Origin of the sequence: Thiobacillus sp., assembly GCF_030696885.1 — a bacterium.
Lineage (GTDB): Bacteria > Pseudomonadota > Gammaproteobacteria > Burkholderiales > Thiobacillaceae > Thiobacillus.
In genome coordinates this window covers 196,164-222,683 of record NZ_JAUYRI010000005.1, presented here as the reverse complement: position 1 = coordinate 222,683, position 26,520 = coordinate 196,164, and the positions used below count along the sequence as shown (strand labels likewise).

The window sequence follows — 26,520 nt, the reverse complement described above, 5'->3', positions numbered from 1 at the left end:
GGGCTGTCGCCAGGCCTGATTGCACATCGGTACCGGGTGCATTTGAACGATATCAATATGGGCTATGTTTCTGCTGAAATTCGCTTCTGTGACGCTACGTGTTTGCGCCAAGTGCTCGCCACATGATGCTCGGAGACGCCAAAACGTACTTGCGGCCCTCAAAGCTCGCCGGCTTTGCCATCGAAAACGAGTCCTTCGCCGAGCCACCCGCTACACTGAGTGGCGTCTTGTGTTCGTGGCGCCAGTCGCGCAGACCCCCCAGGCTGTGCCGTCACCCTCCGGAGCCGTTAATGAATGAATCGCTGAAACCCGGCCTGCGCTACACCCACCGTTTCGTGATCCCGGCATCCAAGACCGTGCCGGCGTTGTATCCGGAAGCGCCCGAGTTCGTCGCCATGCCGGAGGTGTTTGCCACCGGCTTTCTGGTCGGTTTTCTCGAATGGGCCTGCATCCGCGCGATCAATCCCTACCTGGACGGACCTCGCGAGCAGACGGTGGGCACGCATATCGACGTCAGCCACGAGGCTGCCACCCCACCCGGTCAGGAAGTGACCGCGACGGTCGAACTGATCGAAGTCGACGGCAGGCGGCTGGTGTTTGCCGTCGAGGCGCACGATGGCGTGGACCGGATTTCCCGGGGACGCCACGAACGCTTCGTGATCAACCGGGAAAAATTTGACGCCCGCGTGCGCGCGAAGAAAGACACCCGCGCCTAGCCGTATGCCTGCCACCCTGCGCGCCGTTCAGGCCGACCTCACCACGCTCGCAGTGGATGCCATCGTCAATGCCGCCAACCCTACGCTGCTCGGCGGCGGCGGGGTCGACGGCGCGATCCATCGCGCCGCCGGCCCGCAGCTGCTGGATGCGTGCCGGCCGCTGGGCGGCTGCGCGACCGGCGACGCCCGGCTCACGCCGGGGTTTCAGCAGCCTACCCGGTACGTCATCCACACCGTCGGTCCGGTCTGGCACGGCGGCGACCGCGGGGAAGCGGAACAGCTGGCATCGTGCTACCGGCGTTCGCTCGAGATCGCGGCTGCACACGGTCTCGCGTCGCTCGCCTTCCCGGCCATCAGCACCGGTGTGTACGGTTATCCAAAAGAGGCCGCTGCCCGGATTGCGGTGGCGACCGTGCGCGCGCAGGTGCCGGCGTTTCCGCTGATCCGCGAGGTGATCTTCTGCTGCCATACGGCAGGGGACCTCGCGCGCTATCAGCGCCAGCTTGCCGACAGCTGAAGCGCAGATGAAGCTCATCCTGATTCATGGCATGGGCCGCACGCCGCTTTCGATGCTGCGGTTGCGTCGGCGTCTGCGGCGCGCCGGCCACCATGCCATCCTGTTCGGCTATTCGCCCACGTTCGAAACCCTGCAGGGCGCGAGCGGCCGCTTGGCGCGGCTGATCGAACGCCGGGTCGGCAGCGCGCCCTACGCGCTGGTCGGCCATTCGCTCGGCTCGGTGATCATCCGCGCGACCCTCGCCCGACTGGCGGGACAGATGCCCGCAGCCTGTTTTTTCCTGGCGCCGCCGATGGGTGCGTGCAAGGCCGCGCGGTTCTTTTCGCGCTTTTGGCTATACAAAAGAGTAATGGGCGAAATGGGCCGCCTGCTGGCATCGGAGGATTTCATGCGCGGGCTGCCGCTGCCGCCGGGCCGGGTCCGGATCTATGCGGGCACCGCCGGTCCGCGCGCAGCGTGGTTCCCGTTCGGCATGGAGGCCAACGACGGCATCCTTAGCGTGGCCGAGGCCACCGGCCACTGCGCCGCGGCCACGGTCAGGGTGCCGGCCCTTCACACTTTCATCATGAATTCGGCGCCGGTCGTCGACGACATGATCCGGTCGCTTGCAACGCTCGCGCCTGCACACACGCACACGTCCTGAGGAGACCGCATGGAACCCCGCATCAGTCTCATCACCCTCGGCGTCGCCGACCTCGAACGCGCTACCCGCTTCTACGCGAACTGTCTGGGTCTGCCTAAACTGGAAACCCCGCCGTCGATCACTTTTTTCGAACTCGGGACAACCTGGCTAGCGCTGTGGTCGCGCGAAAGCCTGGCAGAGGATGCCGGCCTGGCGCCGGCAGGCTCGGGCTTCCGCGGCTTTGCACTGGCGCACAACGTGCGCTCGCCGGCCGAGGTGGATGCATTGCTGACCCGGGTGGCCGCGTGTGGCGGCACCGTCACCCGGCCCGGACATCCGACGGACTGGGGTGGCTACTCCGGTTATTTCACCGATCCCGATGGTTTTGTCTGGGAAGTCGCGCACAACCCCAGCTTCCCGCATGTCTGAGCCGATCCTGAACGGCCACCGTGCCGCCACACGCGCCCTGCTGCGATCAGGACTCGTGCTGGCCGCAGCAGGCCTGGTCGGCTGTGCCCATTCACCGCCCACCCTCATTCCGGTTCTGGGTGCGCCGCTCGATGACCCCACCCGCGTCGCGCGACTGAATGAACGCACGAATAATCCCTTGCTGCTGCGCGGGGTGGATCGGCAGCCACTGGAAACGCTGCGCATCCCGGCCGCCGGCTGGAAGGATTACGACTACGTGCTGACAGACGGCAAACATACCCTTTGGGTCATCAGCATGCCCGCTGGCTATCCGCCGATTCCGCAGCGCATTCGCTGCTATGTGATCGAGGTGGAACTGGCGGCCGGGATGCGTTACCTTTTGAAAGAGGCGCTTCATCCCAGACAGGCGCTGCTGCTGCGCGCAGACACCGGCGAACAGGTTGCCGCCGGGCCCCTGATCGATGAGCCGTGGGTGTTCTCACGAACATGCCGGTGGCCTCCACCCTGATTCTCCGAGGAGTCTATGCAAGCCCGCATTGCCATCCCCCTGCCCATGATCCGACTGCCCAACACCCTGAACGCCTGGAACACACCCCGGTTCGAAACCGTCCTGAAACAGGAAATCGAGCAAATCGATGCCGGCAGCCTGCCGCTGCAGCAAGCGCTGGCCGCCAGCAGCTATGTGACCGACCGGCCCTTCCAGGCTATGCTGATCAGCGTGAACGAAGATGCCGGCCAGATATGCATCAAGGCGGGGATTTTCTTCACCGGCGTGATCGCCGGCTGCAGTTGTGCGGACGATCCGACGCCGGTCGACGAACTGAACGAATACTGTATGGTGCAGTTATGCATCGACAGGATCACGGCCGAAACCACGGTGGCACTGCTGGAAGAGTAGTCAGACGGACTGCCTGCGCCGCCGCGGCGCGCACAGCCCGCGTGCGCCGGCCTGCCCGCCACATCGAACGCCCATGAACGCCGCCCTGCTGATCCTCAACGCTGGCTCGTCCAGCCTCAAATTTGCCATCTATCTGGCCGGCCCGGCGAATGCGCTGCAAATCCGATATCGCGGGGTCATCGAGGAAATCGGACGGGAGGCGCGGTTTCGGCTGCTGCACGCGGCCGATGCCGAAGACCGGGTCGACCGTGCCGTGCCGGCAGCCGACCACGAACAGGCGCTACGGCACCTGCTGGACTGGCTGCACACCCGCCACCCCGATCTGTCCCTGTCCGCCGCCGGGCATCGCGTGGTGCATGGCGGCGCCGACTACATCCATCCGGTGCGGGTCGATGCGGTCGTACTGAGCGACCTGGAAAAATTGATTCCGCTCAGCCCGCTGCACCAGCCGCACAACCTGGCAGGCATCCGCGCGCTGGCCCGGCTGCGGCCGGACCTGCCGCAGGTTGCCTGCTTCGATACCGCGTTCCATCACACCCTGCCGCCGCGGGCCCGACGCTTTGCGCTGCCGCGCGAACTCGATGAACGCGGCATCCGCCGCTACGGCTTCCATGGACTGTCGTACGAACATATTGCCGCCGTGATGCCGGATTACCTGGGCGATGCTGCAGCCGGCCGGGTGGTGGTCGCGCATCTGGGCAACGGTGCCAGCCTGTGCGCGATGCAGCACGGACGCAGCGTGGAAACCTCGATGGGCTTCACGCCGCTCGACGGCATCCCGATGGCCAGCCGCTGCGGCGCGCTCGATCCCGGCGTGCTGCTCTACCTGCTGCGCGAGGAAGGCATGAGCCTGGATCAGCTTGACGATCTTTTGCACCACCGCAGCGGTCTGCTGGGCCTGTCCGGCATCAGCGGCGATGTGCGCGTGTTGCAGGCCAGCGACGATCCCCATGCAGCCGAGGCGCTCGACCTGTTCGCCTACCGGACCAGCCAGGCCATCGCCAGCCATGCCGTCGCGCTGGACGGTCTCGATGCGCTGGTGTTCACCGCCGGCATCGGCGAGCACGCCGCTTCGGTCCGTGCGGCGATTTGCCGTCGCTTGGCCTGGCTTGGCCTGGAACTGGACGACGCCGCGAACCATCGCCACGGACCCTGTATTAGCCCTCCGCACAGCCGCATCTCGGTCTGGGTCATTCCCACCAATGAGGAATACGTGATCGCTCGCCACGCCTGGGCGCTGACGGCGGATGAACGCCCCACGTAGACGAACAGGAGCGTGGTTCGGGCAGTCGCTGGAACAATGCGATCAGGCTGCCTCGCGCTGACCGGCTTCCTCGGACAGATAGTAGCGGGCCAGGACGCGGAGTTCATCGTCGAATTCGTAAACCAGCGGCACGCCGGTGGGAATGGTCAGCGCCTCGATTTCGGCGACGGACAGGGCATCTAGATGCTTGACGAGCGCGCGCAGGCTGTTGCCATGGGCGGCAATCAGCAGGGTTTTGCCGGCCTGCATGTCGGGCAGGATGGACTCGTACCAGAGTTCCAGCACGCGCAGCAGCGTGTCGTCGAGCGACTCGCCGGTCGGCAGACGCCCGGCAGGCAGGCTGCGGTAACGTAGGTCAAAACGGGGGTGGCGCGGATCGGAGGCATGGAGCGCCGGCGGCCTGACATCGAAGCTGCGTCGCCACAGATGGACCTGCGCTTCACCATAATGTTCGGCAATTTCGGTCTTGTTCAGCCCCTGCAGTGAACCATAGTGCCGTTCGTTGAGGCGCCAGTCCTTCACTTCCTGCATCCAGACCTGGTCCATGGCTTCCTTCAACAGCCACAGGGTGCGAATCGCCCGCTGCAGGACGGAGACGTAGGCGCCATCGAACACGATGCCATGATCCCGCAGCTGGCGACCCGCTTTCGCAGCCTCCATGCGTCCCGTATCGGACAGATCGACATCGGTCCACCCGGTAAACCGGTTTTCCCGGTTCCACTGACTTTCGCCATGGCGCAGCAATACCTGTTTGAGCATGATTTTCCTTGCCGGGTTGTTCCTTGACACTCGAGATGCAAAAGCCAGGCCAGTTCTCACCCGCGTTTCCGCAAGGGCTGCGGCACATCGCATAAAAACGGTGCAACAGACTGGTGCGGCTTTGCCTCGCCATGGTGCGGTCTGTCGGGTGAGTGACGTGCCCGTAAAGACGAGGCCGCAGTGGATAGAGGGTTTGAACGGGAAAATTCTGATTTTTGGAGTTGGCATCCAGTTTGCTGAATAAGGTTGGACTCCCTAACGGATAGCGACACCATGAACTCACCGGTCGAACTGGAAAAACACCTGCGTGCCGAGACAAGTCGCACCGGCCTGTCGAAGACCTGCTTGCAACGCGATTTCCTCAATAACCTGTTCTTCGTGCTGGGCAAGTTTCCTGGCCTGGCGAGCCAGCATGACTATTACCTGGCGCTGGCCTACACCGTGCGTGACCGGCTGTTGGCGCGCTGGGTCGATACGGCCGAAACCTACATGCAGGAAGGTTCGCGCACGGTCGTCTACCTGTCAGCCGAGTATCTGCTGGGCCCGCATCTGGGCAACAACATCCTCAACCTGGGCATCGAGAAACCGGTGCGTGAGGCCGTCACCGAACTGGGCCTTAACTACAACGCGCTGCTCGAACAGGAGGTGGAACCGGGTCTCGGCAACGGCGGGCTGGGGCGGCTTGCGGCGTGTTTCCTGGACTCGCTGGCGACGCTGGAGATTCCCAGCCTGGGCTACGGCATCCGCTACGAGCACGGAATCTTCGCCCAGGAAATCGTCGACGGCTGGCAGATGGAGAAGACCGACACCTGGCTGCGCCATGGCAATCCATGGGAAGTCGTGCGTCCAGAATGGGCAGTGGAGGTCAAGCTCGGCGGCCACACCGAGCGCGTCACCGATGCGCACGGGCACGAGCAGGTGCGCTGGGTGCCTGGTCGCAGCGTGCTGGGCGTGCCCTACGACACCCCCATCCTCGGCTATCGCAACCAGACCGCGAACACGCTTCGCCTGTGGTGTGCCGAGGCGGTGGATTCGTTCGATCTTTCGACCTTCAACCGCGGCGACTACTGGGGCGCGGTACACCGCAAGATCGAGTCGGAGAATCTCACCAAGGTGTTGTACCCGAACGACGATCAGATCCAGGGCAAGGAACTGCGCCTGGCGCAGCAGTACTTCTTCGTATCCTGCTCGCTGCAGGACATGCTGCGCATCATGCGGGTGCAGGGCATCCCGCTGCGGCACTTCCACGAGAAGTTCGCGGTGCAGCTCAACGACACCCACCCGGCCATCGCCGTGGCCGAGTTGATGCGGCTGCTGGTGGACGAGCACGACATGGCGTGGACGACGGCCTGGGAGGTCACCCGCCACACCTTTTCCTACACCAACCACACCCTGCTGCCCGAGGCGCTGGAGCATTGGCCGGTCAGCCTGTTCGCACGGCTGCTGCCGCGCCATCTCGAAATCATCTACACGATCAACGCCGGTTTCCTCGACGGCATCCGCTGGGCCTGCCTCGGTGATCCCGCCACGGTCGCGCGGATGTCGCTCATCAGCGAAGGTGAGGAGCGGCAGGTGCGCATGGCGCATCTGGCGTGCGTGGGCAGCCATGCGATCAATGGCGTGGCCGCGCTGCATACCGAGCTGCTGAAGCAGGATGTGCTGGCTGATTTTCATGCCTTCATGCCGCAGAAATTCACCAACAAGACCAACGGCGTCACCCCCCGACGATGGATGGCATTGGCCAACCCGCGCCTCGCGTCCCTGCTGAACTGGCGTCTCGGCGAAGGCTGGCTGACCGACCTGACGCGCCTGCGCGAGCTGGAGTCGCTGGTGGATGACCCCGACTTTCGTGCCGAGTGGCGCGACATCAAGCGCATCAACAAGGCACGCTACGCGGATTACGTGCGGCGCGTCACCGGCATCGCGCTCGACCCGGACACGCTGTTCGACGTGCAGGTCAAGCGCATCCATGAATACAAGCGCCAGCATCTCAACGTGCTGCACATCGTGGCGCGCTATCACCGTCTGCGCATGGACCCGCATCTCGATCTGCCGCCGCGTACCTTCATCTTCGGCGGCAAGACCGCGCCGGGCTACACCATGGCCAAGCTGATGATCCGACTGGTCACCGCGGTGGCGGACGTGATCAACCGCGATCCGGTGGTGAAAGGACGCATGCGGGTCGTGTTCGTGCCCAATTTCAACGTGCGCACCGGCCAGTTGTTGTATGCCGCCGCCGAGCTGTCGGAGCAGATTTCGACCGCCGGCAAGGAGGCCTCCGGAACCGGCAACATGAAATTCATGATGAACGGCGCGCTGACCATCGGCACGCTGGACGGCGCGAACATCGAAATTCGCGAGGAGGCCGGTCCGGAAAACTTCTTCCTGTTCGGCCTGACAGCCGAAGAAGTCGCGCATCGCAAGCGCGAAGGTTACGACCCCATGCTGCATTACCACACCAACCCCGATCTGCGCGCCGCGCTCGACCTGATCCGCCATGGCTTCTTCTCACGCGGCGACGGCGAGCTGTTCCGGCCGCTGGTCGAGAACCTGCTGCATCACGACCCCTACATGCTGTGCGCAGACTTTCAGAGTTATCTCGATTGCCAGACCTCAGTGGACGACGCTTATCTCGATGTCGAACACTGGACGCGCATGAGCATCCTCAATACCGCGCGCAGCGGCAAGTTTTCCTCGGATCGCAGCATCCGGGAGTATTGCGACGAGATCTGGCGGGTGAAGCCGGTGCCCATCGGCCGGGAGGCCAGGCCGTCACAGTCCAGTCCCTGTGAGGGGTAAGCACGCAGGTTTCCATGACTCAATGCTGCCGGCGTTTACGGGACAGCCATGCAGCGATGCCGGGCTCACCGGCCAAGTGATGCACCAACCGATAGGACGCTGCCATGAACCGACTCAACGAATTTCGCCTTGACCCGACACCGGATGCGCAGCGCGAGCAGGACAACCTGCGTCTGTACATCAACCTCAAGCTCGCCTCCTCCGGCGAGATTCCAGTGCGCGGACAGGACAGCGACGAATTCATGGACGTGGCGCACGACCTGCTCATGGCCTACCGCGCCAAAAACTGGCTGCTGTCGGGGTATCTGAGTCCGCCCGACCGCCGCATCCAGGACTTTCTCGAACGCTACCTCGAAGGCGTGGAGGCGGTGCCGCAACTGCCGGGGCAGACCTTCATCCTCGACCATGAGGGGCTGGCGCGCGAGCTGTCGCTGCCGGTCGATGCGGATGTCTTCAACTCGGACATCGTGTCGAGTTACCGCGTGGCCCAGGGCGTGTTGCACAACCCGGCCAGCGACCGCCGCACCACCCAGGGCCTGTTCCATGTCAGCGAGGGCGGATTGCCGATTCCCGGCGACAAGAAGGCGGTGCCACGCGAAGTGTTCGCACGCATGCTCGCGCATGCGTTCAACCCGCCCGATACGCTGCTCACGCTGCCATACACGGTGAATCAGCCCAACCCCGCGCGCATGTTCGTTTCCCTGCTGATGCGCCCGGTGATCTGTCCGGAGATTCCCGGCGTGGCACCACAGAAGAGCATGGAGATCCGTTTCTTCGCCCCCGGCAACCTGGTCAGCAACCTGGATTTCGTCGAGAGCATCTTCGGCAACGGCGGCAACCCCTATCTGCCGGAACACGACGCCAGCCTGGATATGGAAAACTGGAGCGGCCACAGCGGTTGCGTGGTGCTGGCCCCGCACCTGGTCACGTTGACCAAGCGCGAACTCGGCCTGCCGCACTGGGATGAGGCGAACGAACGCCAGCGGCGCGAAGGCATGTGCTGGAAATCGCCCGACGAGCGTTACAACGAGGGGCAGGCGTTCAAGCTCACCGCGCGCGATGCCAGCGGCGTGATGGTCACGATCCTGGCCGACAATTATTTCGGCTACTGCAAGAAGGAAGTCAAAACCCAGATCAGCTTCGCCGCCAACCTCTATGGACTGTCCGAGGAGGAGCACGCCGGCGGCGCGCTGCTGTTCCAGTGCCGCAACCATGGCGAGGAATACGGCGTCGACAGCAGCACGCGCGAGCCGGGCTATTCGTTCCAGGACATGGTGGCGCGCTACGGCCCGTTCATGCGCCTGATGCCCGGAGGCCATGCGCTCGACGTGAACTATCCGGACATCGTCTATGTGCCGCAGGCGGTGCGCTTCGACCTCAACGCGCAGAGCATCACCTGGGAGCACGATGGCCGGACCCACCAGATCCGCCTGATGCCGGACAAGCTCTACATGCAGCCCAACGGCTACAAGGTCGAGATGCGCCCGCACCCGGGGGCGCCTTCGTGGCGGCTGATCGGCATCGAGCCCGAGGGCACCTTCTGCCACAAGCCCTGCACCGTTTCCGGCGGCGGCAAGTCGGAAATTTCCAAGTCGCTCGAGGATGCGGTGATCTACGGCCCGCTGTTCATCGACGATCTGGAACGGGACCTGGCCTGGGTGCGGCAGATTTTCGAGCACGACTACAGCACGCGTTTCCGCCCCGGCTTCGAGCACGAGGACCGCGACCCGTCGCGCAATCCCCTGAGCATGGAGCGCAGCCTCGGCTCCGTGATCAAGCTGCTGACGCCTTCGCCCAGCCACACCGACACCTACAACGCCTGGCTCGACAGCATTCCGCCGCGCATCCTGGCACTGGTGTTCCTGATCAAGCGCTTCCATCGTCCGGAGTGGGGCGAGCGCTGGGACGAACAGCTCGCGGTCGACGTGGTGGACGGCGCGCCGGGCCACGAGCTTAAGATGTTCGGACGGCGCATCATCGCCAGCTATCTGCGGGTAGGCTTCGATGCCGAGGGACAGTGGCGTACCTTCAAGCTGCGCCAGGATTTCATTCCTGCCGAGAAAGTTCAGATGGAGGACGACATCACCGCCTCGGTGGTCGCGCCTGTAGCGATGCTCAGCGGCTGCAAGCCGGGACTGGACCCGGCTTGCAGCGTGAAGCTCACCTACAACTGCGAGCGTCGATTGTTCCAGCGCCCGGACGATGCCGTCACGCCGGGCTACGACAAGCAGACCGAAATCGACATGGCGCTGCCTGGCAATTTCATCGCCAATTTCGAGCCGCTTGGCGGAGCAGCGCTCGCGACAGAGGTCGACAACGTCATGCGGCTGCATGCCTACACGCCGCCGATGCGCGAGTTGCTGCAGCACGCCGCGCGTGCCGGACAGATCGCGGTGTCCTCGGCGCGGCCGCGGATGGTCGACGGCAAGCCGTCGAAGAATCCGCGCTATCTGCAATTGCGGCCCGACCTCGTCAATCCGATGCGCAAATACGCGGCGGAGATGGGCATGCGCTTCCACCGCAAGCTGCCCGCCGATGCGCCGGTGTGCGTCAGCGTCGACGCGGTGTTGTCCGGACGCCGCAACAACCCGCCCGAGGCGGGGATCCGCTCTCTGGCGGTGTACAACCCGCTCCACTACCAGGATTTGCCGGAACTGTTCATGGACTACATCTGTTCCCTGACCGGCAAATCACCTTCCACCACCGGTGCGGGCTCGGAAGGCGCGCTCACCAAGGGGCCGTTCAACGCGCTGCGGCCCACGGCCGACCTCAACAACGCGCTGGTGTCGATGATTCTCACCGGGCATGACGGCTTTTCCACCTCGGCGGGCCACGTCGGCCCCCAGGTGCGCGTGGACCACGACATCAGCCTCTTGGTGCCGGAAATCTGGGCGCGGCTGCATCCGGAGCAGCGCCGAGCCGCCTGGCTGATCGAGCATGGCTACCTGGAAGCGCTCGACGATTTTGATTTCGAGGGCCAGCGCGTGCCGGCGAGCCGGCTTGGCTACCGCATCACCGAACGCTTCGTCGCCCACTTCATGGGCAAGATTTTCGACAACCCACGCGCGGTCTTCACCGAGGCCATCCTCAAACCGGAGACCCAGAACCTGGCCGACTTCGCGGACGGCGTTCACAACATCGTCGAGGCGCAGGAGCGGGTGGCGCGACGCTACTTCGAGGACGGCAGCATCGCCGAGGCCTGTCCGCCGCTGCAGGCGCTGCTCGCCATCATGGCGTTCGGGAACTATCACGGCCTGGACGTGCACTCACTAGAGATACGTGCCCTGTTCACGCGTAAAACCCTGCTTGAATCGAGCTGGTATTGGCAGCGCCTGCAGGTCAAGCGCGAACGTGACCTCGCGCTGTGGACACGTAAGCTCAACGAACTCTCGCATTTCCGGGAAAACCGTCGTAACGTGGATGAAGCGCGCCGCCTCGACCTCGACGCCCGTTTCGCCTATGCCCGAGCCAGACTCGACGCCTTGGCCGATCCCGAGTCCTGGCGTGAATTCATCGGCACGCTCGGCGCCGATCCGCTCGCGCCGCCCGCGAACGGACCCCTCGACGCCGGCGATCGACTGTTTGTAACGGTGTCTGCGCATCATGGCAGCACCCCTCTTGAGAGTCTCCAGCCATGAACGCACCGACCCCGATTCCCCCCCCACCCTCTGCCGAAACGCTGGAAAAGATCGACGCCTACTGGCGCGCCTGCAACTACCTTGCGGCCGGCATGATTTATCTGCGCGACAACCCCCTGCTGCGGGAGCCGCTGCAGGTCGAGCACATCAAGCGCCGCCTGCTCGGCCACTGGGGCGCCAGCCCGGGCCTGAGCTTCACCTGGGTCCACCTCAACCGGCTGATCCTGCAGTATGAGCTCGACGCCATGTTCCTCGCCGGCCCCGGCCACGGCGCGCCCGGCGTGCTGGCGCCGGCGTACCTTGAAGGGACCTACAGCGAGGTCTATCCCATCAAGAGCGAAGACGACGCCGGCATGCGCCGCTTCTTCAAAGAATTCTCCTTCCCCGGCGGCATCGGCAGCCACTGCACGCCGGAAACCCCCGGTTCGATCCACGAAGGCGGCGAGCTCGGCTACAGCGTCTCGCATGCTTTCGGCGCCGCGTTCGACAACCCGAACCTGCTGGTGGCCGTGATGGTGGGCGACGGCGAGGCCGAAACCGGGCCGCTCGCCACCGCATGGCATTCCAACAAATTCCTCAATCCGATCCGCGATGGCGCCGTGCTGCCCATCTTGCATCTCAACGGCTACAAGATCCACAACCCGACGATCTTGGCGCGCATTTCGCACGAGGAACTGGAAAACCTGTTCAAGGGCTACGGCTGGACGCCCTATTTCGTCGAAGGCTCGGACCCGATGACCATGCATGCCGAGATGGCGGTGACGATGGAGCAATGTGTGCTGGAGATTCACCGCATCCAGGGCGAAGCACGGCGAACCGGCGTACCCGGGCGGCCGCGCTGGCCGATGATCGTGCTGCGTTCGCCCAAGGGCTGGACCGGCCCGGCCGAGGTCGACGGCAAGAAAGTCGAAGGCTTCTGGCGTGCGCACCAGGTGCCGCTGGCCGGCGTACGCAGCGACCCGGCCCACCTGCAACAGCTGGAAACCTGGCTGCGCAGCTATGACCCACACGCGCTGTTCGACGAGGCCGGCCGCCTGCGCCCGGAACTGCGTGCGCTGGCGCCCACCGGCAACCGCCGCATGAGCGCGAATCCCCATGCCAATGGCGGCCTGTTGCGGCGCCCGCTGCGAATGCCGGATTTTCGCGCCTACGCTGCCGACGTGCCCGGCCCCGGCAAGGAGACGGCAGAAAACACGCGCCCGCTCGGCAAACTGCTGCGCGACGTGATGGCACAGAACATGGACAACTTTCGCGTGTTCGGCCCGGACGAGAATGCGTCGAACAAGCTCGATAACCTCTACGAGGTCACCAAGAAAACCTGGCTCGCCGATATCTATCCCGAAGACGCCGGCGGCAGCGAACTGTCACCCGATGGACGGGTGATGGAAATGCTGTCCGAACACACACTGGAGGGCTGGCTGGAAGGCTATCTGCTGACCGGCCGGCACGGCTTTTTCTCTACCTACGAAGCCTTCGTCCATGTCATCGACTCGATGTTCAACCAGCACGCCAAATGGCTGGCGATGTGCAAGGAGGTGCCGTGGCGGGCGCCGGTGGCTTCGCTCAACCTGTTGATCACCTCGACCGTCTGGCGCCAGGACCACAATGGCTTCACTCACCAGGATCCGGGCTTTCTCGATCTGGTGGTGAACAAGAGTCCTGCGGTGACGCGCATCTACCTGCCACCCGACGTCAACACACTGCTGGCGATCTCCGCCAGGTGCCTGGAAAGCACCAATCTGATCAACGTGATCGTCTGCGACAAACAGAAGCACCTGCAGTACCTGGACATGGAGGCGGCCATCAAGCACTGCACCAAGGGCATCGGCATCTGGGAATGGGCGAGCAACGACGCCGGATCGGAGCCCGACGTGGTGATGGCCAGCGCCGGCGACATCCCCACTAAGGAAGCGCTGGCCGCGACGGTGCTCTTGCGCGAGCACTTCCCCGATCTGAAAGTGCGCTTCATCAACGTGGTCGATCTCTACACGCTGGTGCCGGCCGGCGAACACCCGCACGGCCTGTCGGATCGCGATTTCGACAGCCTGTTCACGCTCGACAAGCCGGTGATCTTCAACTTCCACGGCTATCCCTGGCTGATCCACCGGCTGGCCTACCGCCGCACCAACCACGACAACATGCACGTGCGCGGCTACAAGGAAAAGGGCAGCATCAACACGCCGCTGGAACTGGCGATCGAGAACGAAATCGACCGCTTCAGCCTCGCCATCGACGTGATCAACCGCGTGCCCGAGCTGTGCGTGGCCGGTGCCCACGTCAAGCAGAAGCTGCGCGACATGCAGATCGATTGCCGCGACTACGCGCACGAGCACGGGGTCGATCAGCCGGAGGCGGACGCCTGGGTGTGGCCGTATTAGCGCAGGGGTCCAGGCAGCATGAAGCGCCGCGTCAGGGCAGCAGCAGGCAGAACACTGCGCCCTGATCGTTGTGAAGACGCAGTTCGCCCCGACGCCCCCGATTGTCGTGACTCTCTGCGATCAGTCTGGAAAACTGCAGGCCGAGGCCGGTCTGCCGGGTGTGGCCGCTTGAATCCGTAGCTGCGCCGGCCAGGATATGTGCCGGATAGCCCGGCGAGTCATCGCGCACGGTCAGCGCAAGAGCGCCTTCCAGCATGCTTGCCTCGATGCGCAGACTCGATCGCGCATAGGCCAGGGAATTGTGAATGGCGTTGATCAGGGCCATTTCAACCAGGTCGCGGTCGAAGAACCAGATTTCCGGCACCTCCGGTGACAGCATGGCCTCGACCCGGATGCGGCCGCGCGAGAGCGACGCCGCCCGGTCGCGGATTTCATGCACCGCATCGTGTGGCGACCAGGCATCGATCGACGGGCGGATCGGCTGGTCGATCGCTTTGTAGACCCGCAGCGCCTGCTGCAGGCGGTCGACCACCCCCTGACACAGCAGCCGCGCCGAATCGACTGCAGCATCGTGCGTCGCCTCGCCCTGCGGCGCAATGCTGTCGAGCGTGATCGAAAGCAGGCCGAGATCGTTCTTCAGTTCGTGGATCAGCGCGGCATACAGATCGGTGTGATTGAATGTCACGCGGCGCCCTTTCGCTGGATGCCAAAACGGTTTTCCACCTCTTTCAGGTGCAGCCGCAGGCCCGCAATCCGCGTGTGGCCCGGCGCCTGGCGTTCTGCTTCATTCAGATGGTGCCTGGCTGACGCGATCAGCTTTTCGTCCATGCCGGCCTGGTCGATGAATTTGAGGATGACCCAGACGGCGTTCATCATGATGCGCGGGTTATGGGGTGCTTCGCTACACGCCGTCAGCAGCTTCTCGACCGCCGACTTGAAGTCGCCCCGCTGGGCCAGCACCACGCCTTCGTTGTTGAGCTTGCGCACGTCGGAGGTCGCCTTCGAAAGCACGGAAGCGCCGGCCTCGGTGCGTCCGGATTCATCGTAGAGCTTGCGGGCCTTGGCCAGCAGCGACTCGCTGTCGTGTGCATTGCGCGCCACCTCGGCCACGATGCTGTCGGCCTCCTCGAGGCGGCCGCTGACCATACAGGTACCCGCCAGATCCAGCATCAGGGCAGGATCGCCGTGCGTACCGCTGGCACGCAGCGCGGCGGCCGCCTCCACCGATTTCGCCGCCGCCTCCAGATTGCCGGCCTTGACGTGCGCCATGCCCTGGGCAACCGCCGCCACCAGTTGCCCTTCCGGGCTGCCCTGCAGAATGTTCTTGTTGTCCTTCAGGGTTTTTGCGACGCCCTGCAGATCGCCCTGCTCGAGCTGCACCCGGCACAGGTTGCCGAAATCGCTGGGCGTGACGAAGACGGAATGCAGGCCTTTTTCCAGCACATTGGAAAACGCTGCGCGCGCCGTATCGAGGTCGCCATTGTTCTGGGCGATTTCGCCCAGGCGCTGTTGCCGGCGCACCGTGCGGGCAGAAATGGCAACGCCTCTCTCGAGCGCCTGCTGGGCTGCCGGCGCATCCTTCTTGGCCAGGCACACATCGGAAAGCAGATCGTAGGCGGCGACCATCTCGGGCGCCTGCTCCATGACGTCGCGAAGAACCTCCTCGGCGGCCTCGTCCTTGTTCTGCTGATGCAGGGAGCGGGCCAGTCCCAGGCGTGCCCACGGCACCGCACGCATCGAAATCACCTGCTGGTACAAGGTCTCCGCTTCTTCGAAGCGGCCGAGCGCGACCAGCAGTTCTCCCTTGAAACGCAAGGCGTCCACCAGATGCTTTGGCTTGCCCCGGATCAGCTGGTCGCAGGCCACGATGGCGTCTTCCAGTTCGCCGGTCATGAAATGCCGGTAGGCGTCGCGAAAGGCCCATTTTTTCAGCAGGATGCTTTCGAGCCGGCTGCGCAGGAGTTCCGGACTGAACGGCTTGATCATGTAGTCATCCGGCGCCAGCTCGGCCGTCGCAACCACTTTCTCGTAATAGGACTCGGCCGTCACCATGATGAAGACCGTCTCGATGGAAATCAGGTTGCCGTGACGCAACTCCTCCAGCAACTGCTGCCCGTCACGGCCGTCACCCAGATTGAAATCGCACAGGATGAAGTCGTAGGACTTCTGCTTGACGTGATAAATGGCCTCCGACGCGTTGGAGACGAGTTGAACCTTGGTGATGCCGAAGTTGGACAAGGTCAGACGCAGCGCGTTGCGCATGCCGGGGTAATCCTCCACCACCAGCGCGCGCAGCGCACTGTAATCAATCGACGCATCGTCCGAACCGACCCAATCCAGACTCATGGCCGCACCCCAGAACATCCGAAATTGCCGCTGATCACCGCAGTTTTACCCCAGAAAGCGTGTCATTCAGGGAAATAACGGCTGTTACGGGCTTAACTGAAACCTGCCGCGGCGCGCAGTGCGCCGTCTGGCAGGCTTGATCAGGGGGTCAGGGTGGGGTCGGAGGGAGGTCCAGCGCTTCTGAGTAGGGGCGGCTGGGATACTGGAAAGCCACCGGGCCATCCGGCTTGGCATGGACGAACTGGTGCACGAAGGGGTCGCGCGAATCGGCCATGGCCGCGGCTTCGCCTTCCGCCACCACGACGCCGTCATGAATGAAATAAACGTAGTCGGCGACCTTGAGCGACTCCGAGACATCGTAGGTCACCACGATCGAGGTCAGGCCGAGCGCATCGTTGAGCGTACGGATCAGGCTGGCAACGGTGTTGAGCGAAATCGGGTCGAGCCCGGCGAAGGGCTCGTCGTACATGATCAGCATCGGGTCGAGCGCGATCGCGCGGGCCAGCGCCACGCGGCGCTCCATGCCGCCCGACAGCTCGCCGGTCATCAGGTCACGTGCGCCGCGCAGGCCCACGGCATCGAGCTTCATCAGCACCAGGTCGCGGACGACGTCTTCCGGCAGGTCGGTATGCTCGCGGATCGGATACGCGATGTTGTCGAACACCGAGAGGTCGCTGAACAGCCCGCTGACCTGGAACATCATGCCCATCTTGCGCCGCATCGCGTAGAGCGCATTGTTGCCGAGCGTGTGCACCACCTGGCCGTCGAACGTCACCTCGCCGCGCGCCGGCTTCAGCTGGCCGCCGATGTGCCGCAGCAGCGTGGTCTTGCCGCAGCCGCTGACGCCGAGGATGGCGACCAGCTTGCCGCGCGGGATAGCGAGATTGACCCCCTTGAGCACCTGATTCTGCTCGAACGCGAAATGCAGGTCGCTGATCTCGACCAGGTTATCGGGCGAGGATGGCGGGACGTTTTGCTGCGGGGCGGATGCGTTCATCGTGAGGGCCGGATCAGGGGGCCGGCAGCAGCGCATCCGGCGCTTCCAGCGCGGCCTTCACCGCCACCAGAAATTGTACCGCGTCGCGCCCATCGATCAGCCGGTGATCGTAGGTCAGCGCCAGGTACATCATCGGACGGATCACCACCTGGCCGTTCTCAGCCACCGGGCGTTCCTGAATGGTGTGCATGCCGAGGATGGCCGACTGCGGCGGATTGAGAATGGGCGTGGACAGCAGCGAGCCGAACACACCGCCATTGGTGATCGAGAAGCTGCCGCCGGACAGGTCCTCGAGCGTGAGCCGGCTCGCGCGCGCACGCTGGGCGAAGTCGGCGATGGCCAGCTCGATCTCGGCCGACGACAGCGTCTGCGCGCGGCGCAAAATCGGCACCACCAGCCCGCGCGGACTGGAAATGGCGATGCCGATGTCGACATCGTCCTGCCACACGATGTCGTTGCCGTCGATGGCGGCGTTGACGATCGGAAACTGCTGCATCGCCTGGCACACCGCGCGCACAAAGAAGGACATGTAGCCCAGCTTGACGCCGTGCCTGACCTCGAACTCGGCCTTGTAGCGCTGGCGCAGTTCGTTCACCGGCTGCATGTTCACCTCGTTGAAGGTGGTGAGCATGGCGGCGGTATGCTGTGCCGCGACCAGGCGCTCGGCCACCCGCTGGCGCAACCGCGACATCGGCTCGCGTTTGGTCGATTGGGGCATGACGTTCGCCGGGTGAAGATGTTCACCCGGCGCCGCGGCCGACACGACAGGCGCGGCCGTGGGCAGCGGCACCACAGGCGCTGCCGGCGCCGCGACGGGCGGCGGCGCGGCAGTCCGCGTCTTGCGCGTTGCCGCTGGCGCGTTCTTCTCGACGGCCGGCGCCGCAACGGCAGCGCTCTCACCGGTCTCGATCACCGCGACCACTTCGCCGGCCTTCACCACCGCGCCTTCCGGCTGCATGACTTCGATTACGGTGCCGGACGCCGGCGCGGGGATTTCCAGGATCACCTTGTCGGTTTCCAGGTCGACCAGGGTCTCGTCGCGCGCGACCGTCTCGCCGACGATCTTGCGCCACGGCAGCAGAGTACCGCTGGCCACCGAGTCGGACAGGGTCGGCACGCGCACTTCAATTTTCATAAACGGTCTCCAGCGCATCGTTCAGCAGGGCTTCCAGTTCCGCCCGGTGGCGCGAGGTGTAGCCCGACGCCGGCGCCGCGGCTGGCGGGCGTCCGGCGTAGTGGAAGCGGCAGCCGCCGGGTGCGCAGTGATTCAGATGGTGCAGCGTCTGGAACCACGCGCCCTGGTTCATCGGTTCTTCCTGCGCCCAGACGAAGGTGTCGGCCTCTGGATAGGCGGCCAGCACGGCGCGAAACGCCTGCTCGGGAAAGGGGTAAAGCTGCTCCACGCGCACCAGCGCAACGTCGTCAAGGCCGCGCGCGATGCGCGTCGAGTCGAGATCGAACCAGACCCGCCCGCTGCAGGCCACCACACGCTTCGCCGTGCGCGGCGCGCGCGGATCGTCGATGACCGGCAGGAATGCGCCTTCGCTCAAATCCGCCAGCGACGAGGTCGAGCTCGGATGGCGCAGCAGACTCTTCGGCGTCAGCACCACCAGCGGCTTGCGCGACGGCCGCACGATCTGCCGGCGCAGCAGGTGGAACATCTGCGCCGGCAGGGTCGGTACGCAGACCTGGATGTTCTCCTGTGCGCACAGCTGCAGGTAGCGTTCGAGCCGGGCCGAGGAATGCTCCGGCCCCTGCCCTTCAAAGCCATGCGGCAGCAGCATCACCAGTCCGCACAGGCGACCCCACTTGGCCTCGCCGCCGGCAATGAACTGGTCGATCACCACCTGCGCGCCGTTGGCGAAGTCGCCAAACTGTGCTTCCCAGATCACCAGGGTGTCGGGATCGGCGGTCGCGTAGCCGTATTCGAAGGCCAGCACCGCTTCCTCCGACAGCAGCGAATCGATAACGGTGAAATTGCCCTGCCGATCGTGGATGTGTTCGAGCGGGATATAGACGCCGCTTTGGCGGCGCTCACGCTTCTGGTCGTGCCACACCGCGTGGCGATGGAAGAAGGTGCCGCGCGCCGAGTCCTGCCCGGACAGACGCACGTTGTGGCCTGCATCGAGCAGGCTGGCGTAGGCGAGGTTCTCGGCGTAGCCCCAGTCGAGCGGCAGCTCGCCCGCGCGCATGCGGATGCGGTCGTCGAGCACCTTCTGCACCCGCGAATGCAATTCGACATCCTGCTGCAGCGTGGTGATGCGCTCACCCAGAAAATCCAGCCGCGTGGCCGAGATCGCGGTCGGCACCTCGGCGGCCGCGTTGTCCTTGAAGCGTCCCCAGTCGACGCCGAAGGTCGCCTTGAAACTGGACAGGGCGGGGGTGCCGAGCGGCTGACCGTGCTCCAGCCGCTCGCGGCAAATGTCCACCAGGTCGTCCGCCTGCGCCTGCGTCAGCACGCCCTCGTCGACCAGGCGCTGCGCATACAGCACGCGCGTGCTGGGATGCGCCTGGATGCGGCGATACATCATCGGCTGGGTGGCGAGCGGTTCGTCCTGCTCGTTGTGGCCGTGGCGGCGGTAGCACACCAGGTCGATGAAACAGTTCTTGTGGAAGGTGTAGCGGAAATCCACCGCGGTCTGGACTGCATAAGCCACCGCTTCGGGGTCGTCGCCGTTGACGTGCAGCACCGGCGCCTCGACCATCTTGGCCACATCGGTGCAGTACAGTGTCGAGCGTACGTCGCGCGGGTCCGAGGTGGTGAAGCCAATCTGGTTGTTGATCACCACATGGATCGCGCCGCCATTCCTGAAGCCGCGCGTCTGCGACATGTTGAGGCTTTCCATCACCACGCCCTGCCCCGACAGCGCGGCGTCGCCATGCAGGATCACCGGCACCACTTCGTAGCCGAGCACGTCGCCGCGCCGGTCCTGACGCGCACGCACCGAGCCGCGCACCACCGGATGCACGATCTCGAGGTGCGAGGGATTGAACGCCAGCGCCAGATGGACCGGACCGTATTCGGTGCTGATGTCGGTGGAAAAGCCCTGGTGGTATTTGACGTCGCCCGACAGTGGCGAGCCGGGACAGCCGTTCGCCGGCTCCTCGTAGAGGCTGCTCACAGTGCGCCGCATGATGTTGACCAGCACGTTGATGCGTCCGCGATGCGCCATGCCCAGCACGACTTCCTTGGCGCCGTGGCGGGCGCAGCGTTCGATCACCTGGTCGAGCAGCGGAATCAGGCTCTCGCCGCCTTCGAGCGAAAAACGCTTCTGCCCCACGTGCTGGGTGTGCAGGAATTTCTCCAGCGTCTCGGCGTCGGTCAGGCGCTTGAGCAGCTGTTTCTTGAGGTCGGCCGAGACGCCGAAGTGGCCTTGCGCCGATTCGATGCGCTCCTGCAGCCAGCGTTTGCGCGCCACGTCGGTGATGTGCATGTATTCGATGCCAACATGACCGCAGTAGGCGCCGCGCACGCGCTGCAGGATGTCGGCCAGCGTGGTGCGGTCGACGCCGCACAGCGAACCGGTTTCGAATTCGCGCGCGAGGTCGGCCTCGGTCAGGCCGTAGTGCGCGGGGTCGAGTTCGGGCGTGGGCGGCGGCTCGAAACGCCGCAGCGGATCGAGTTCCGCCTGCCGTACTCCCAGGTAGCGGTAGGCATTGATGAGGCGCAGCACCGACACCTGCGCGGCATCGGTTGCGCCGGCCGGACCCGGCATCGGCTGCGCCAGCCAGGGCGCCAGCGCCGCGTCGCCGAACTGTTCCAGGTAGGCGGCATTGCCGGCATACAGCGGGGACGTCCGGGACCAGTCAGGCGCGCTCATGGATGGGTTTGGGCTCAGGTCCCGCGCTGGTCGATCGGCACAAAATCGCGCCGCGCCGAACCGGTATAGAGCTGACGCGGCCGGCCGATCTTGTGCGCCGGATCGGACAGCATTTCGTGCCACTGCGCGACCCAGCCGGCGGTGCGCGCCATCGCGAACAGCGCGGTGAACATGCTCGGGGGAATGCCGAGTGCACGGAAGATGATGCCGGAATAGAAATCGACGTTGGGATAGAGCTTCTTCTCGATGAAGTAGTCGTCTTCCAGCGCGATGCGCTCGAGCTCCAGCGCGATCTTGAACTGCGGATCGTCGCGCAGGCCGAGCTCGTCCAGCACCTCGTAGCAGGTCTGGCGGATGATCGCGGCACGCGGGTCCATGTTCTTGTAGATGCGGTGACCGAAGCCCATCAGGCGGAACGGATCGGACTTGTCCTTGGCGCGCTTGATGAAGCCGGGGATCTTGGAGACGTCGTCCATCTCCTCCAACATCTGCAGCACGGCCTCGTTGGCGCCGCCGTGCAGCGGACCCCACAGCGAGGCCATGCCGCTGGCGATGCAGGCATAAGGATTGGCGCCACTGGAACCGGCCAGGCGCACGGTCGAGGTCGACGCGTTCTGCTCGTGATCGGCGTGCAGGATGAAAATACGGTCGAGCGCGCGCGCCAGCACCGGGTTCGGCTCGTAGGGCGCGCACGGCGTCGAGAACATCATGTGCATGAAGTTCTCGGCATACGAAAGCCGGTTCTGCGGGTAGACGAAGGGCTGTCCCTCGTTGAACTTGTAGGCCCACGCCGCCACCGTCGGCACCTTGGCGATCAACCGGTGCGCGACAATCTCGCGATGCTTCGGATCGAAGTTGTCCAGGCCCTTGTGATAGAAGGCCGACATCGCACCGGTGACGCCGATCATCACCGCCATCGGATGCGCGCTGCGGCGAAAACCGCGGAACACGTTTTCCATCTGGTCGTGCAGCAGGGTGTGATGGCGGATCGATGTCTCGAACGTTTCCTTCTGCTCGACCGTCGGCAGTTCGCCGTGGATCAGCAGGTAGCAGACTTCCATGTAGTCCGATTGGTAGGCCAGTTCCTCGATCGGATAGCCGCGGTAATACAGCAGGCCCTCGTCGCCGTCGATATAGGTGATCGCCGAGTTGCAGCTCGACGTCGCGGTAAAGCCGGGGTCATGGGTGAAATAGCCGTGCGTGCCGAGCGCGCGAATGTCGATGACCGGCTTGCCATAGGTGCCCTGCTGAATCGGCAGCTCGATCGACGGACTGCCGTCGCTGAAGGTGAGGGTAACGGTTTTTTTCATTGTGATTCCAGTAATGTTGCTGCCCGGTATTCTTGCAGGCGTTCAATCAGCGCGGCAAGAGCGGCATCGCCCGCAGGCGACCGGCCTTGCAGCCTGTCGAGCAGGTCCATGTCCGACAGGCCCAGCAGCCGCTCCAGCGCGGCGACCTCGCCAGGCTGAAGTGTAGCGCGGTGCGCGTCCAGAAAGCCACCCAGCCAGAGATCCAGCTCGAGCAAGCCGCGGCGGCAGCGCCAGGCCAGTCGATCAGACACGACGTTTCACCAGCAGCGACTTGATGCGCCCGATCGCCGCGGTCGGATTCAGCCCCTTGGGGCAGGCGTCGACGCAATTCATGATGCCGCGGCAGCGATAGAGCCTGTAGGGGTCTTCCAGGTTGTCGAGCCGCGCGGCGGTCGCCTCGTCGCGCGAATCGGCAATGAAACGATAGGCCTGCAACAGCCCCGCGGGGCCGACGAAGGTGTCCGGATTCCACCAGAACGACGGACACGAGGTGGTGCAGCAGGCACACAGGATGCACTCGTAGGCGCCGTCGAGTAGCGCGCGGTCGTCAGGACTTTGCAGCCGCTCGACCTCCGGCTCGGGCGCGTCGTTGATCAGCCACGGCTTGATCGAACGGTACTGCTTGTAGAACGGCTCCATGTCCACGATCAGGTCGCGGATCACCGGCAGCCCGGGCAGCGGCCGCACTTCGATCGGCTCCTGCAGTTCGGTCAGCGGCGTGATGCACGCCAGCCGGTTCTTGCCGTTGACGTTCACCGCATCCGAGCCGCACACGCCCTCGCGGCAGGAGCGGCGCAGGCTCAGAGTTTCATCCTGCGCCTTGATCGCCAACAGCGCGTCGAGCAGCATCTTGCCGGCGGGTTCGATGTCGAGTTCGACGTCCTGCATGGTGGGCTTTTCGCCGGATTCTGGGGAGTAGCGGTAGAGGCGGAATTTCATAGTGCTGCCCTCTGCGAATACCATGCATGCGCGACGGCTTCGCTTTTCGCCTTTGGGCGAGTTACTTTCTTTTGCTTCGCCAAAAGAAAGTAACCAAAGAAAAGGCGACCCCACATCGCTGCCCTGCGGGTTCCCGATTTGGCGCGCGCGTGCGGGCGCTCCACCAACTCGCCCTGGCAAGGCACACAAAACGTGCCTTGCTGCGGAGCTCGGACACGGTTCCGCTTTTTCCCCGCCCGCACGCGCCAAATCGGCAGCGCTGAAGGGGACAAAAACCGACCGTTCGCGCTTACTGAGCCCACATGTCCTAGCACTGGCGTCTGATCAGGTGCCCCTTGTGTGTCGCCGAGAAGCGCAGCCGCCCGAGGGGAAAAGGGGCTGGGTGTCTGAGCTCCGCAGCAGGGCACGTTGTGTGTGCCCTGCCAGGGCGAGTTCCAGCCCCGCCTCGGGTGGCGAGCATCGCAGGGGAGCCGAAGGCCGACACACCAGGGGTGGCCTTTTCTTTGGTTACTTTCTTTTGGCCACGCAAAAGAAAGTGACTCGCCCGCAGGCGAAAAGCGAAGCCCCAGCATCGGAACAGTTAAATGCGAAGAGACCATCAATACACCCTCTCCTTCGGCTTGATCGATTCCACCGTCAGCGGCTTCAGCCGCACCGGCTTGGCATCCACCTGATCACCCTCACGCGAATACAGCGTGTGCTTGAGCCAGTTTTCGTCGTCGCGCGCAGGAAAATCCTCGCGCGTATGCGCACCGCGGCTCTCGGTGCGGTGGATCGCCGACACTAGTGTGGCGCGCGCCACGCCGATCAGGTTTTCCAGTTCCAGCGCTTCGATCCGTGCCGTGTTGAAGACGCGACTGGTGTCCTGCAAGCCGGCGTGCGTCAACCGTGCTTCCAGCGCATTCAATTTTTCCAGCCCTTCGCGCAAGACCGCGTCGGTGCGGAACACGCCGGCATGCGCCTGCATCATGCGCCGCAAGTCATCGGAGATCGCCGCCACGCGCTCGCTGCCGGGGCGGTCCCAGCGGGCGAGCCGCGCCAGGCTGGCGTCGGCTGCCGCTTCGGGCAGCGGGCGCGGATAGGGGTTGTCGCGCAGATAGTCCTGCATGTGTTTGCCCGCAGCGCGGCCGAACACGATCAGGTCGAGCAGCGAGTTGCCGCCGAGGCGGTTGGCGCCGTGTACCGAAACACAGGCGCATTCGCCGACGGCATACAGACCCGGCACCGGTTCCTCGGGCCCGAAGCGCGCGGGCGCGACGACCTGGCCGTGCAGGTTGGTGGGGATGCCACCCATCATGTAATGCGCGGTGGGTGCGACCGGAATCGGCCCCTTGGCCGGGTCGACGCCGGCGAAGCGGATCGAGAGGTCGCGAATGCCGGGCAGCTTCTCGGCGATGAGCGCCTCGCCCAGATGGTCGAGCTTGAGGTCGATAAAGTCGGCTTGCGGACCACAACCGCGGCCTTCGGCGATTTCGATGGCGATGGCACGCGCGACCACATCGCGTCCGGCGAGGTCCTTGGCGTGCGGAGCGTAGCGTTCCATGAAGCGCTCGCCATTTTTATTCAATAGATAGCCGCCCTCGCCGCGCACGCCTTCGGTGATCAGACAGCCGACCCCGGCAATCCCGGTCGGGTGGAACTGCCAGAACTCCATGTCCTGCAACGGCAGTCCTGCGCGCAGCACCATGCCGAGGCCGTCGCCGGTGTTGATCATGGCGTTGCTGCTGTTCCAGAACACCCGCCCTGCCCCGCCGGTGGCCAAGAGCGTGGTGCGCGCCTCGATCAGCAGCGGCTCGCCAGTTTCGATGGACATGGCCGTCACGCCAAGGCAGTAGCCGTCGGCGTCGCGCACCAGGTCGAGTGCGAAGTACTCGTCGAAGAACTGGGTGCGGTGGGCGATGTTCTGCTGATAGAGCGTGTGCAGCAGCGCGTGGCCAGTGCGGTCGGCGGCAGCGCAGGTGCGGGTGGCCTGCTCGCCGCCGAAGTTCTTCGACTGGCCGCCGAAGGGACGCTGGTAGATCTTGCCGTTGTCCAGCCGCGAAAACGGCAGCCCCATGTGTTCGAGTTCGTAGACGGCCGTGGCGGCCTCGCGGCACATGAACTCGATCGCGTCCTGGTCGCCCAGCCAGTCGCCGCCCTTGACCGTGTCGTACATGTGCCATTCCCAGCGATCGTCGTCGACGTTGGCGAGCGCGGCGGTGATGCCGCCCTGCGCCGACACCGTGTGCGAGCGCGTGGGGAAGACTTTCGACACCACCGCGACGGTGTAGTCGGACCGCGCCAGCTGCAGCGCCGCACGCAGACCCGCGCCGCCGCCGCCGATGATCAGCGCATCGAAGCGGCGCGTGATCATGCCGGGCTCCATAACGTGGCGGCGAGCCAGACGACGCTGCCCGCGAGGACGACGATCACTGCCAGCAGCAGCGCGAGGCGCAGGCCGGTCGAACGCACGTAGTCCATGAAGATGTCGCGCATCCCCACCCAGGCGTGCAGCGCCAGTGCCGCTGCCGTCAGCAGCATCAGCACGCGCAGCCACAGCGGCGCGAACAGCGCCTGCCAGCCGTTGAAGTCGAGCGGGAACGCGGCCAGCACGTACAGCGCCAGCCCGGGCAAGGCCAGCGCCAGCACCACCGCCGAGGCGCGCTGCACCAGCCAGGTGCCGGTGCCGGTATGCGCGCCGGCGGTCGATTTCATGCGAACAGCCTCCAGGCAGCCAGCAGTGTGAGCAGCCCGCTGGCGAGCAGCACGATGAGGCTGCTCCGCCGCGCGGATTTCAAGTCGACCCCCCAGTCCGTATCCATCGCCAGATGCCGCACGCCCGCCAACAGATGATGCGCACATGCCCAGATCAAGCCCAGCAGCGCCAACCGGGCCACCGGATGCGCCAGGCCATCGGCAAGGCGCTGAAACCCCGCCTCATCCGCCAGCGACACCGACAATGCCCACACGCCCAGCGGCAAGGCAAGGAACAGCAGCGCACCCGACACCCGATGCAGGATCGACACCCAGCCGGGAAGCGGCAAATGAATGCGGCGCAGATCGAGATAAACGGGGCGCGCGGCGGGCTTCAAGGCTCAGTTCCGTGTC

At 64.8% G+C, this 26,520-nt stretch carries 22 protein-coding genes; 10 read left to right on the top strand and 12 right to left on the bottom strand.

Annotated features, from left to right (window positions below; translation table 11 throughout):
- The first annotated feature begins 290 nt into the window (after window positions 1-290).
- The 7 genes from Q8R61_RS02115 to Q8R61_RS02085 all read left to right on the top strand — a co-directional run bounded on the left by Q8R61_RS02115 (window position 291) and on the right by Q8R61_RS02085 (window position 4,446).
- A complete protein-coding gene (locus Q8R61_RS02115; protein WP_305533712.1) occupies window positions 291-716 on the top strand; it encodes a thioesterase family protein in 426 nt (141 codons plus the stop codon).
- 4 nt (window positions 717-720) lie between these two features.
- Window positions 721-1,233, top strand: a complete 513-nt coding sequence (locus Q8R61_RS02110; protein WP_305533710.1) for an O-acetyl-ADP-ribose deacetylase — start codon at window positions 721-723, stop codon at window positions 1,231-1,233.
- Between the two features lie 7 nt (window positions 1,234-1,240).
- On the top strand, window positions 1,241-1,876 hold the full coding sequence (locus tag Q8R61_RS02105) for a triacylglycerol lipase (protein ID WP_305533708.1): 636 nt from the start codon (window positions 1,241-1,243) through the stop codon (window positions 1,874-1,876).
- A gap of 9 nt (window positions 1,877-1,885) precedes the next feature.
- Window positions 1,886-2,284, top strand: coding sequence for a VOC family protein (locus Q8R61_RS02100; RefSeq protein ID WP_305533706.1), 399 nt, complete (start codon window positions 1,886-1,888; stop codon window positions 2,282-2,284).
- The gene (locus Q8R61_RS02095) at window positions 2,277-2,792 is read left to right on the top strand and encodes a hypothetical protein (RefSeq protein ID WP_305533704.1); all 516 of its coding nucleotides are present in this window, start codon (window positions 2,277-2,279) and stop codon (window positions 2,790-2,792) included. The genes Q8R61_RS02100 and Q8R61_RS02095 overlap by 8 nt, the downstream gene beginning before the upstream one ends.
- 15 nt (window positions 2,793-2,807) lie before the next feature.
- Window positions 2,808-3,182: a hypothetical protein gene (locus Q8R61_RS02090; protein ID WP_305533702.1), complete on the top strand. Its 375-nt coding sequence runs from the start codon at window positions 2,808-2,810 to the stop codon at window positions 3,180-3,182.
- Window positions 3,183-3,255: 73 nt separating this feature from the next.
- The gene (locus tag Q8R61_RS02085; RefSeq protein WP_305533700.1) at window positions 3,256-4,446 is read left to right on the top strand and encodes an acetate/propionate family kinase; all 1,191 of its coding nucleotides are present in this window, start codon (window positions 3,256-3,258) and stop codon (window positions 4,444-4,446) included.
- 42 nt (window positions 4,447-4,488) lie between these two features.
- Here the strand turns inward: Q8R61_RS02085 and gpmA are convergent, their stop codons facing one another.
- Window positions 4,489-5,205, bottom strand: coding sequence for a 2,3-diphosphoglycerate-dependent phosphoglycerate mutase (gene gpmA, locus Q8R61_RS02080; protein ID WP_305533698.1), 717 nt, complete (start codon window positions 5,203-5,205; stop codon window positions 4,489-4,491).
- Between the two features lie 273 nt (window positions 5,206-5,478).
- Between gpmA and Q8R61_RS02075 the strand changes: the two genes are divergently transcribed.
- The 3 genes from Q8R61_RS02075 to Q8R61_RS02065 all read left to right on the top strand — a co-directional run bounded on the left by Q8R61_RS02075 (window position 5,479) and on the right by Q8R61_RS02065 (window position 14,020).
- Entirely contained in the window at window positions 5,479-8,004 is a 2,526-nt protein-coding gene (locus Q8R61_RS02075) for a glycogen/starch/alpha-glucan phosphorylase (protein WP_305533696.1), read from the top strand.
- Window positions 8,005-8,108: 104 nt separating this feature from the next.
- Window positions 8,109-11,642, top strand: coding sequence for a hypothetical protein (locus Q8R61_RS02070; protein ID WP_305533694.1), 3,534 nt, complete (start codon window positions 8,109-8,111; stop codon window positions 11,640-11,642).
- Window positions 11,639-14,020, top strand: a complete 2,382-nt coding sequence (locus Q8R61_RS02065; RefSeq protein WP_305533692.1) for a phosphoketolase — start codon at window positions 11,639-11,641, stop codon at window positions 14,018-14,020. Before Q8R61_RS02070 ends, Q8R61_RS02065 begins: the two co-directional genes overlap by 4 nt.
- A 31-nt stretch (window positions 14,021-14,051) precedes the next feature.
- On the opposite strand, the gene Q8R61_RS02060 is transcribed toward Q8R61_RS02065, so the two are convergent.
- The 11 genes from Q8R61_RS02060 to sdhC all read right to left on the bottom strand — a co-directional run bounded on the left by Q8R61_RS02060 (window position 14,052) and on the right by sdhC (window position 26,504).
- Window positions 14,052-14,705: a sensor histidine kinase KdpD gene (locus Q8R61_RS02060; RefSeq protein ID WP_305533690.1), complete on the bottom strand. Its 654-nt coding sequence runs from the start codon at window positions 14,703-14,705 to the stop codon at window positions 14,052-14,054.
- A complete protein-coding gene (locus Q8R61_RS02055; protein ID WP_305533688.1) occupies window positions 14,702-16,366 on the bottom strand; it encodes a tetratricopeptide repeat-containing response regulator in 1,665 nt (554 codons plus the stop codon). The genes Q8R61_RS02060 and Q8R61_RS02055 overlap by 4 nt, the downstream gene beginning before the upstream one ends.
- Window positions 16,367-16,514: 148 nt before the next feature.
- Window positions 16,515-17,363 carry an ABC transporter ATP-binding protein gene (locus Q8R61_RS02050; RefSeq protein ID WP_305533686.1) on the bottom strand — a complete coding sequence of 283 codons (849 nt, stop codon included), beginning with the start codon at window positions 17,361-17,363 and terminating at the stop codon, window positions 16,515-16,517.
- Between the two features lie 13 nt (window positions 17,364-17,376).
- Window positions 17,377-18,498 (bottom strand): dihydrolipoyllysine-residue succinyltransferase, encoded by a 1,122-nt coding sequence (sucB, locus tag Q8R61_RS02045; protein ID WP_305533684.1) that lies wholly within the window; start codon window positions 18,496-18,498, stop codon window positions 17,377-17,379.
- Window positions 18,488-21,184 (bottom strand): 2-oxoglutarate dehydrogenase E1 component, encoded by a 2,697-nt coding sequence (locus tag Q8R61_RS02040; RefSeq protein WP_305533682.1) that lies wholly within the window; start codon window positions 21,182-21,184, stop codon window positions 18,488-18,490. Before Q8R61_RS02040 ends, sucB begins: the two co-directional genes overlap by 11 nt.
- A 14-nt stretch (window positions 21,185-21,198) precedes the next feature.
- Complete coding sequence (gene gltA / locus Q8R61_RS02035; protein ID WP_305533680.1) at window positions 21,199-22,494, bottom strand: citrate synthase; 1,296 nt, start codon at window positions 22,492-22,494, stop codon at window positions 21,199-21,201.
- Complete coding sequence (locus Q8R61_RS02030; RefSeq protein WP_305533678.1) at window positions 22,491-22,745, bottom strand: succinate dehydrogenase assembly factor 2; 255 nt, start codon at window positions 22,743-22,745, stop codon at window positions 22,491-22,493. Before Q8R61_RS02030 ends, gltA begins: the two co-directional genes overlap by 4 nt.
- Window positions 22,738-23,433, bottom strand: a complete 696-nt coding sequence (locus Q8R61_RS02025; RefSeq protein ID WP_305533676.1) for a succinate dehydrogenase iron-sulfur subunit — start codon at window positions 23,431-23,433, stop codon at window positions 22,738-22,740. Before Q8R61_RS02025 ends, Q8R61_RS02030 begins: the two co-directional genes overlap by 8 nt.
- A gap of 598 nt (window positions 23,434-24,031) precedes the next feature.
- Complete coding sequence (sdhA, locus tag Q8R61_RS02020; protein WP_305533674.1) at window positions 24,032-25,786, bottom strand: succinate dehydrogenase flavoprotein subunit; 1,755 nt, start codon at window positions 25,784-25,786, stop codon at window positions 24,032-24,034.
- On the bottom strand, window positions 25,783-26,127 hold the full coding sequence (gene sdhD / locus Q8R61_RS02015) for a succinate dehydrogenase, hydrophobic membrane anchor protein (protein WP_305533672.1): 345 nt from the start codon (window positions 26,125-26,127) through the stop codon (window positions 25,783-25,785). The genes sdhA and sdhD overlap by 4 nt, the downstream gene beginning before the upstream one ends.
- Complete coding sequence (gene sdhC, locus Q8R61_RS02010) at window positions 26,124-26,504, bottom strand: succinate dehydrogenase, cytochrome b556 subunit (protein WP_305533670.1); 381 nt, start codon at window positions 26,502-26,504, stop codon at window positions 26,124-26,126. Before sdhC ends, sdhD begins: the two co-directional genes overlap by 4 nt.
- Window positions 26,505-26,520 lie beyond the last annotated feature (16 nt).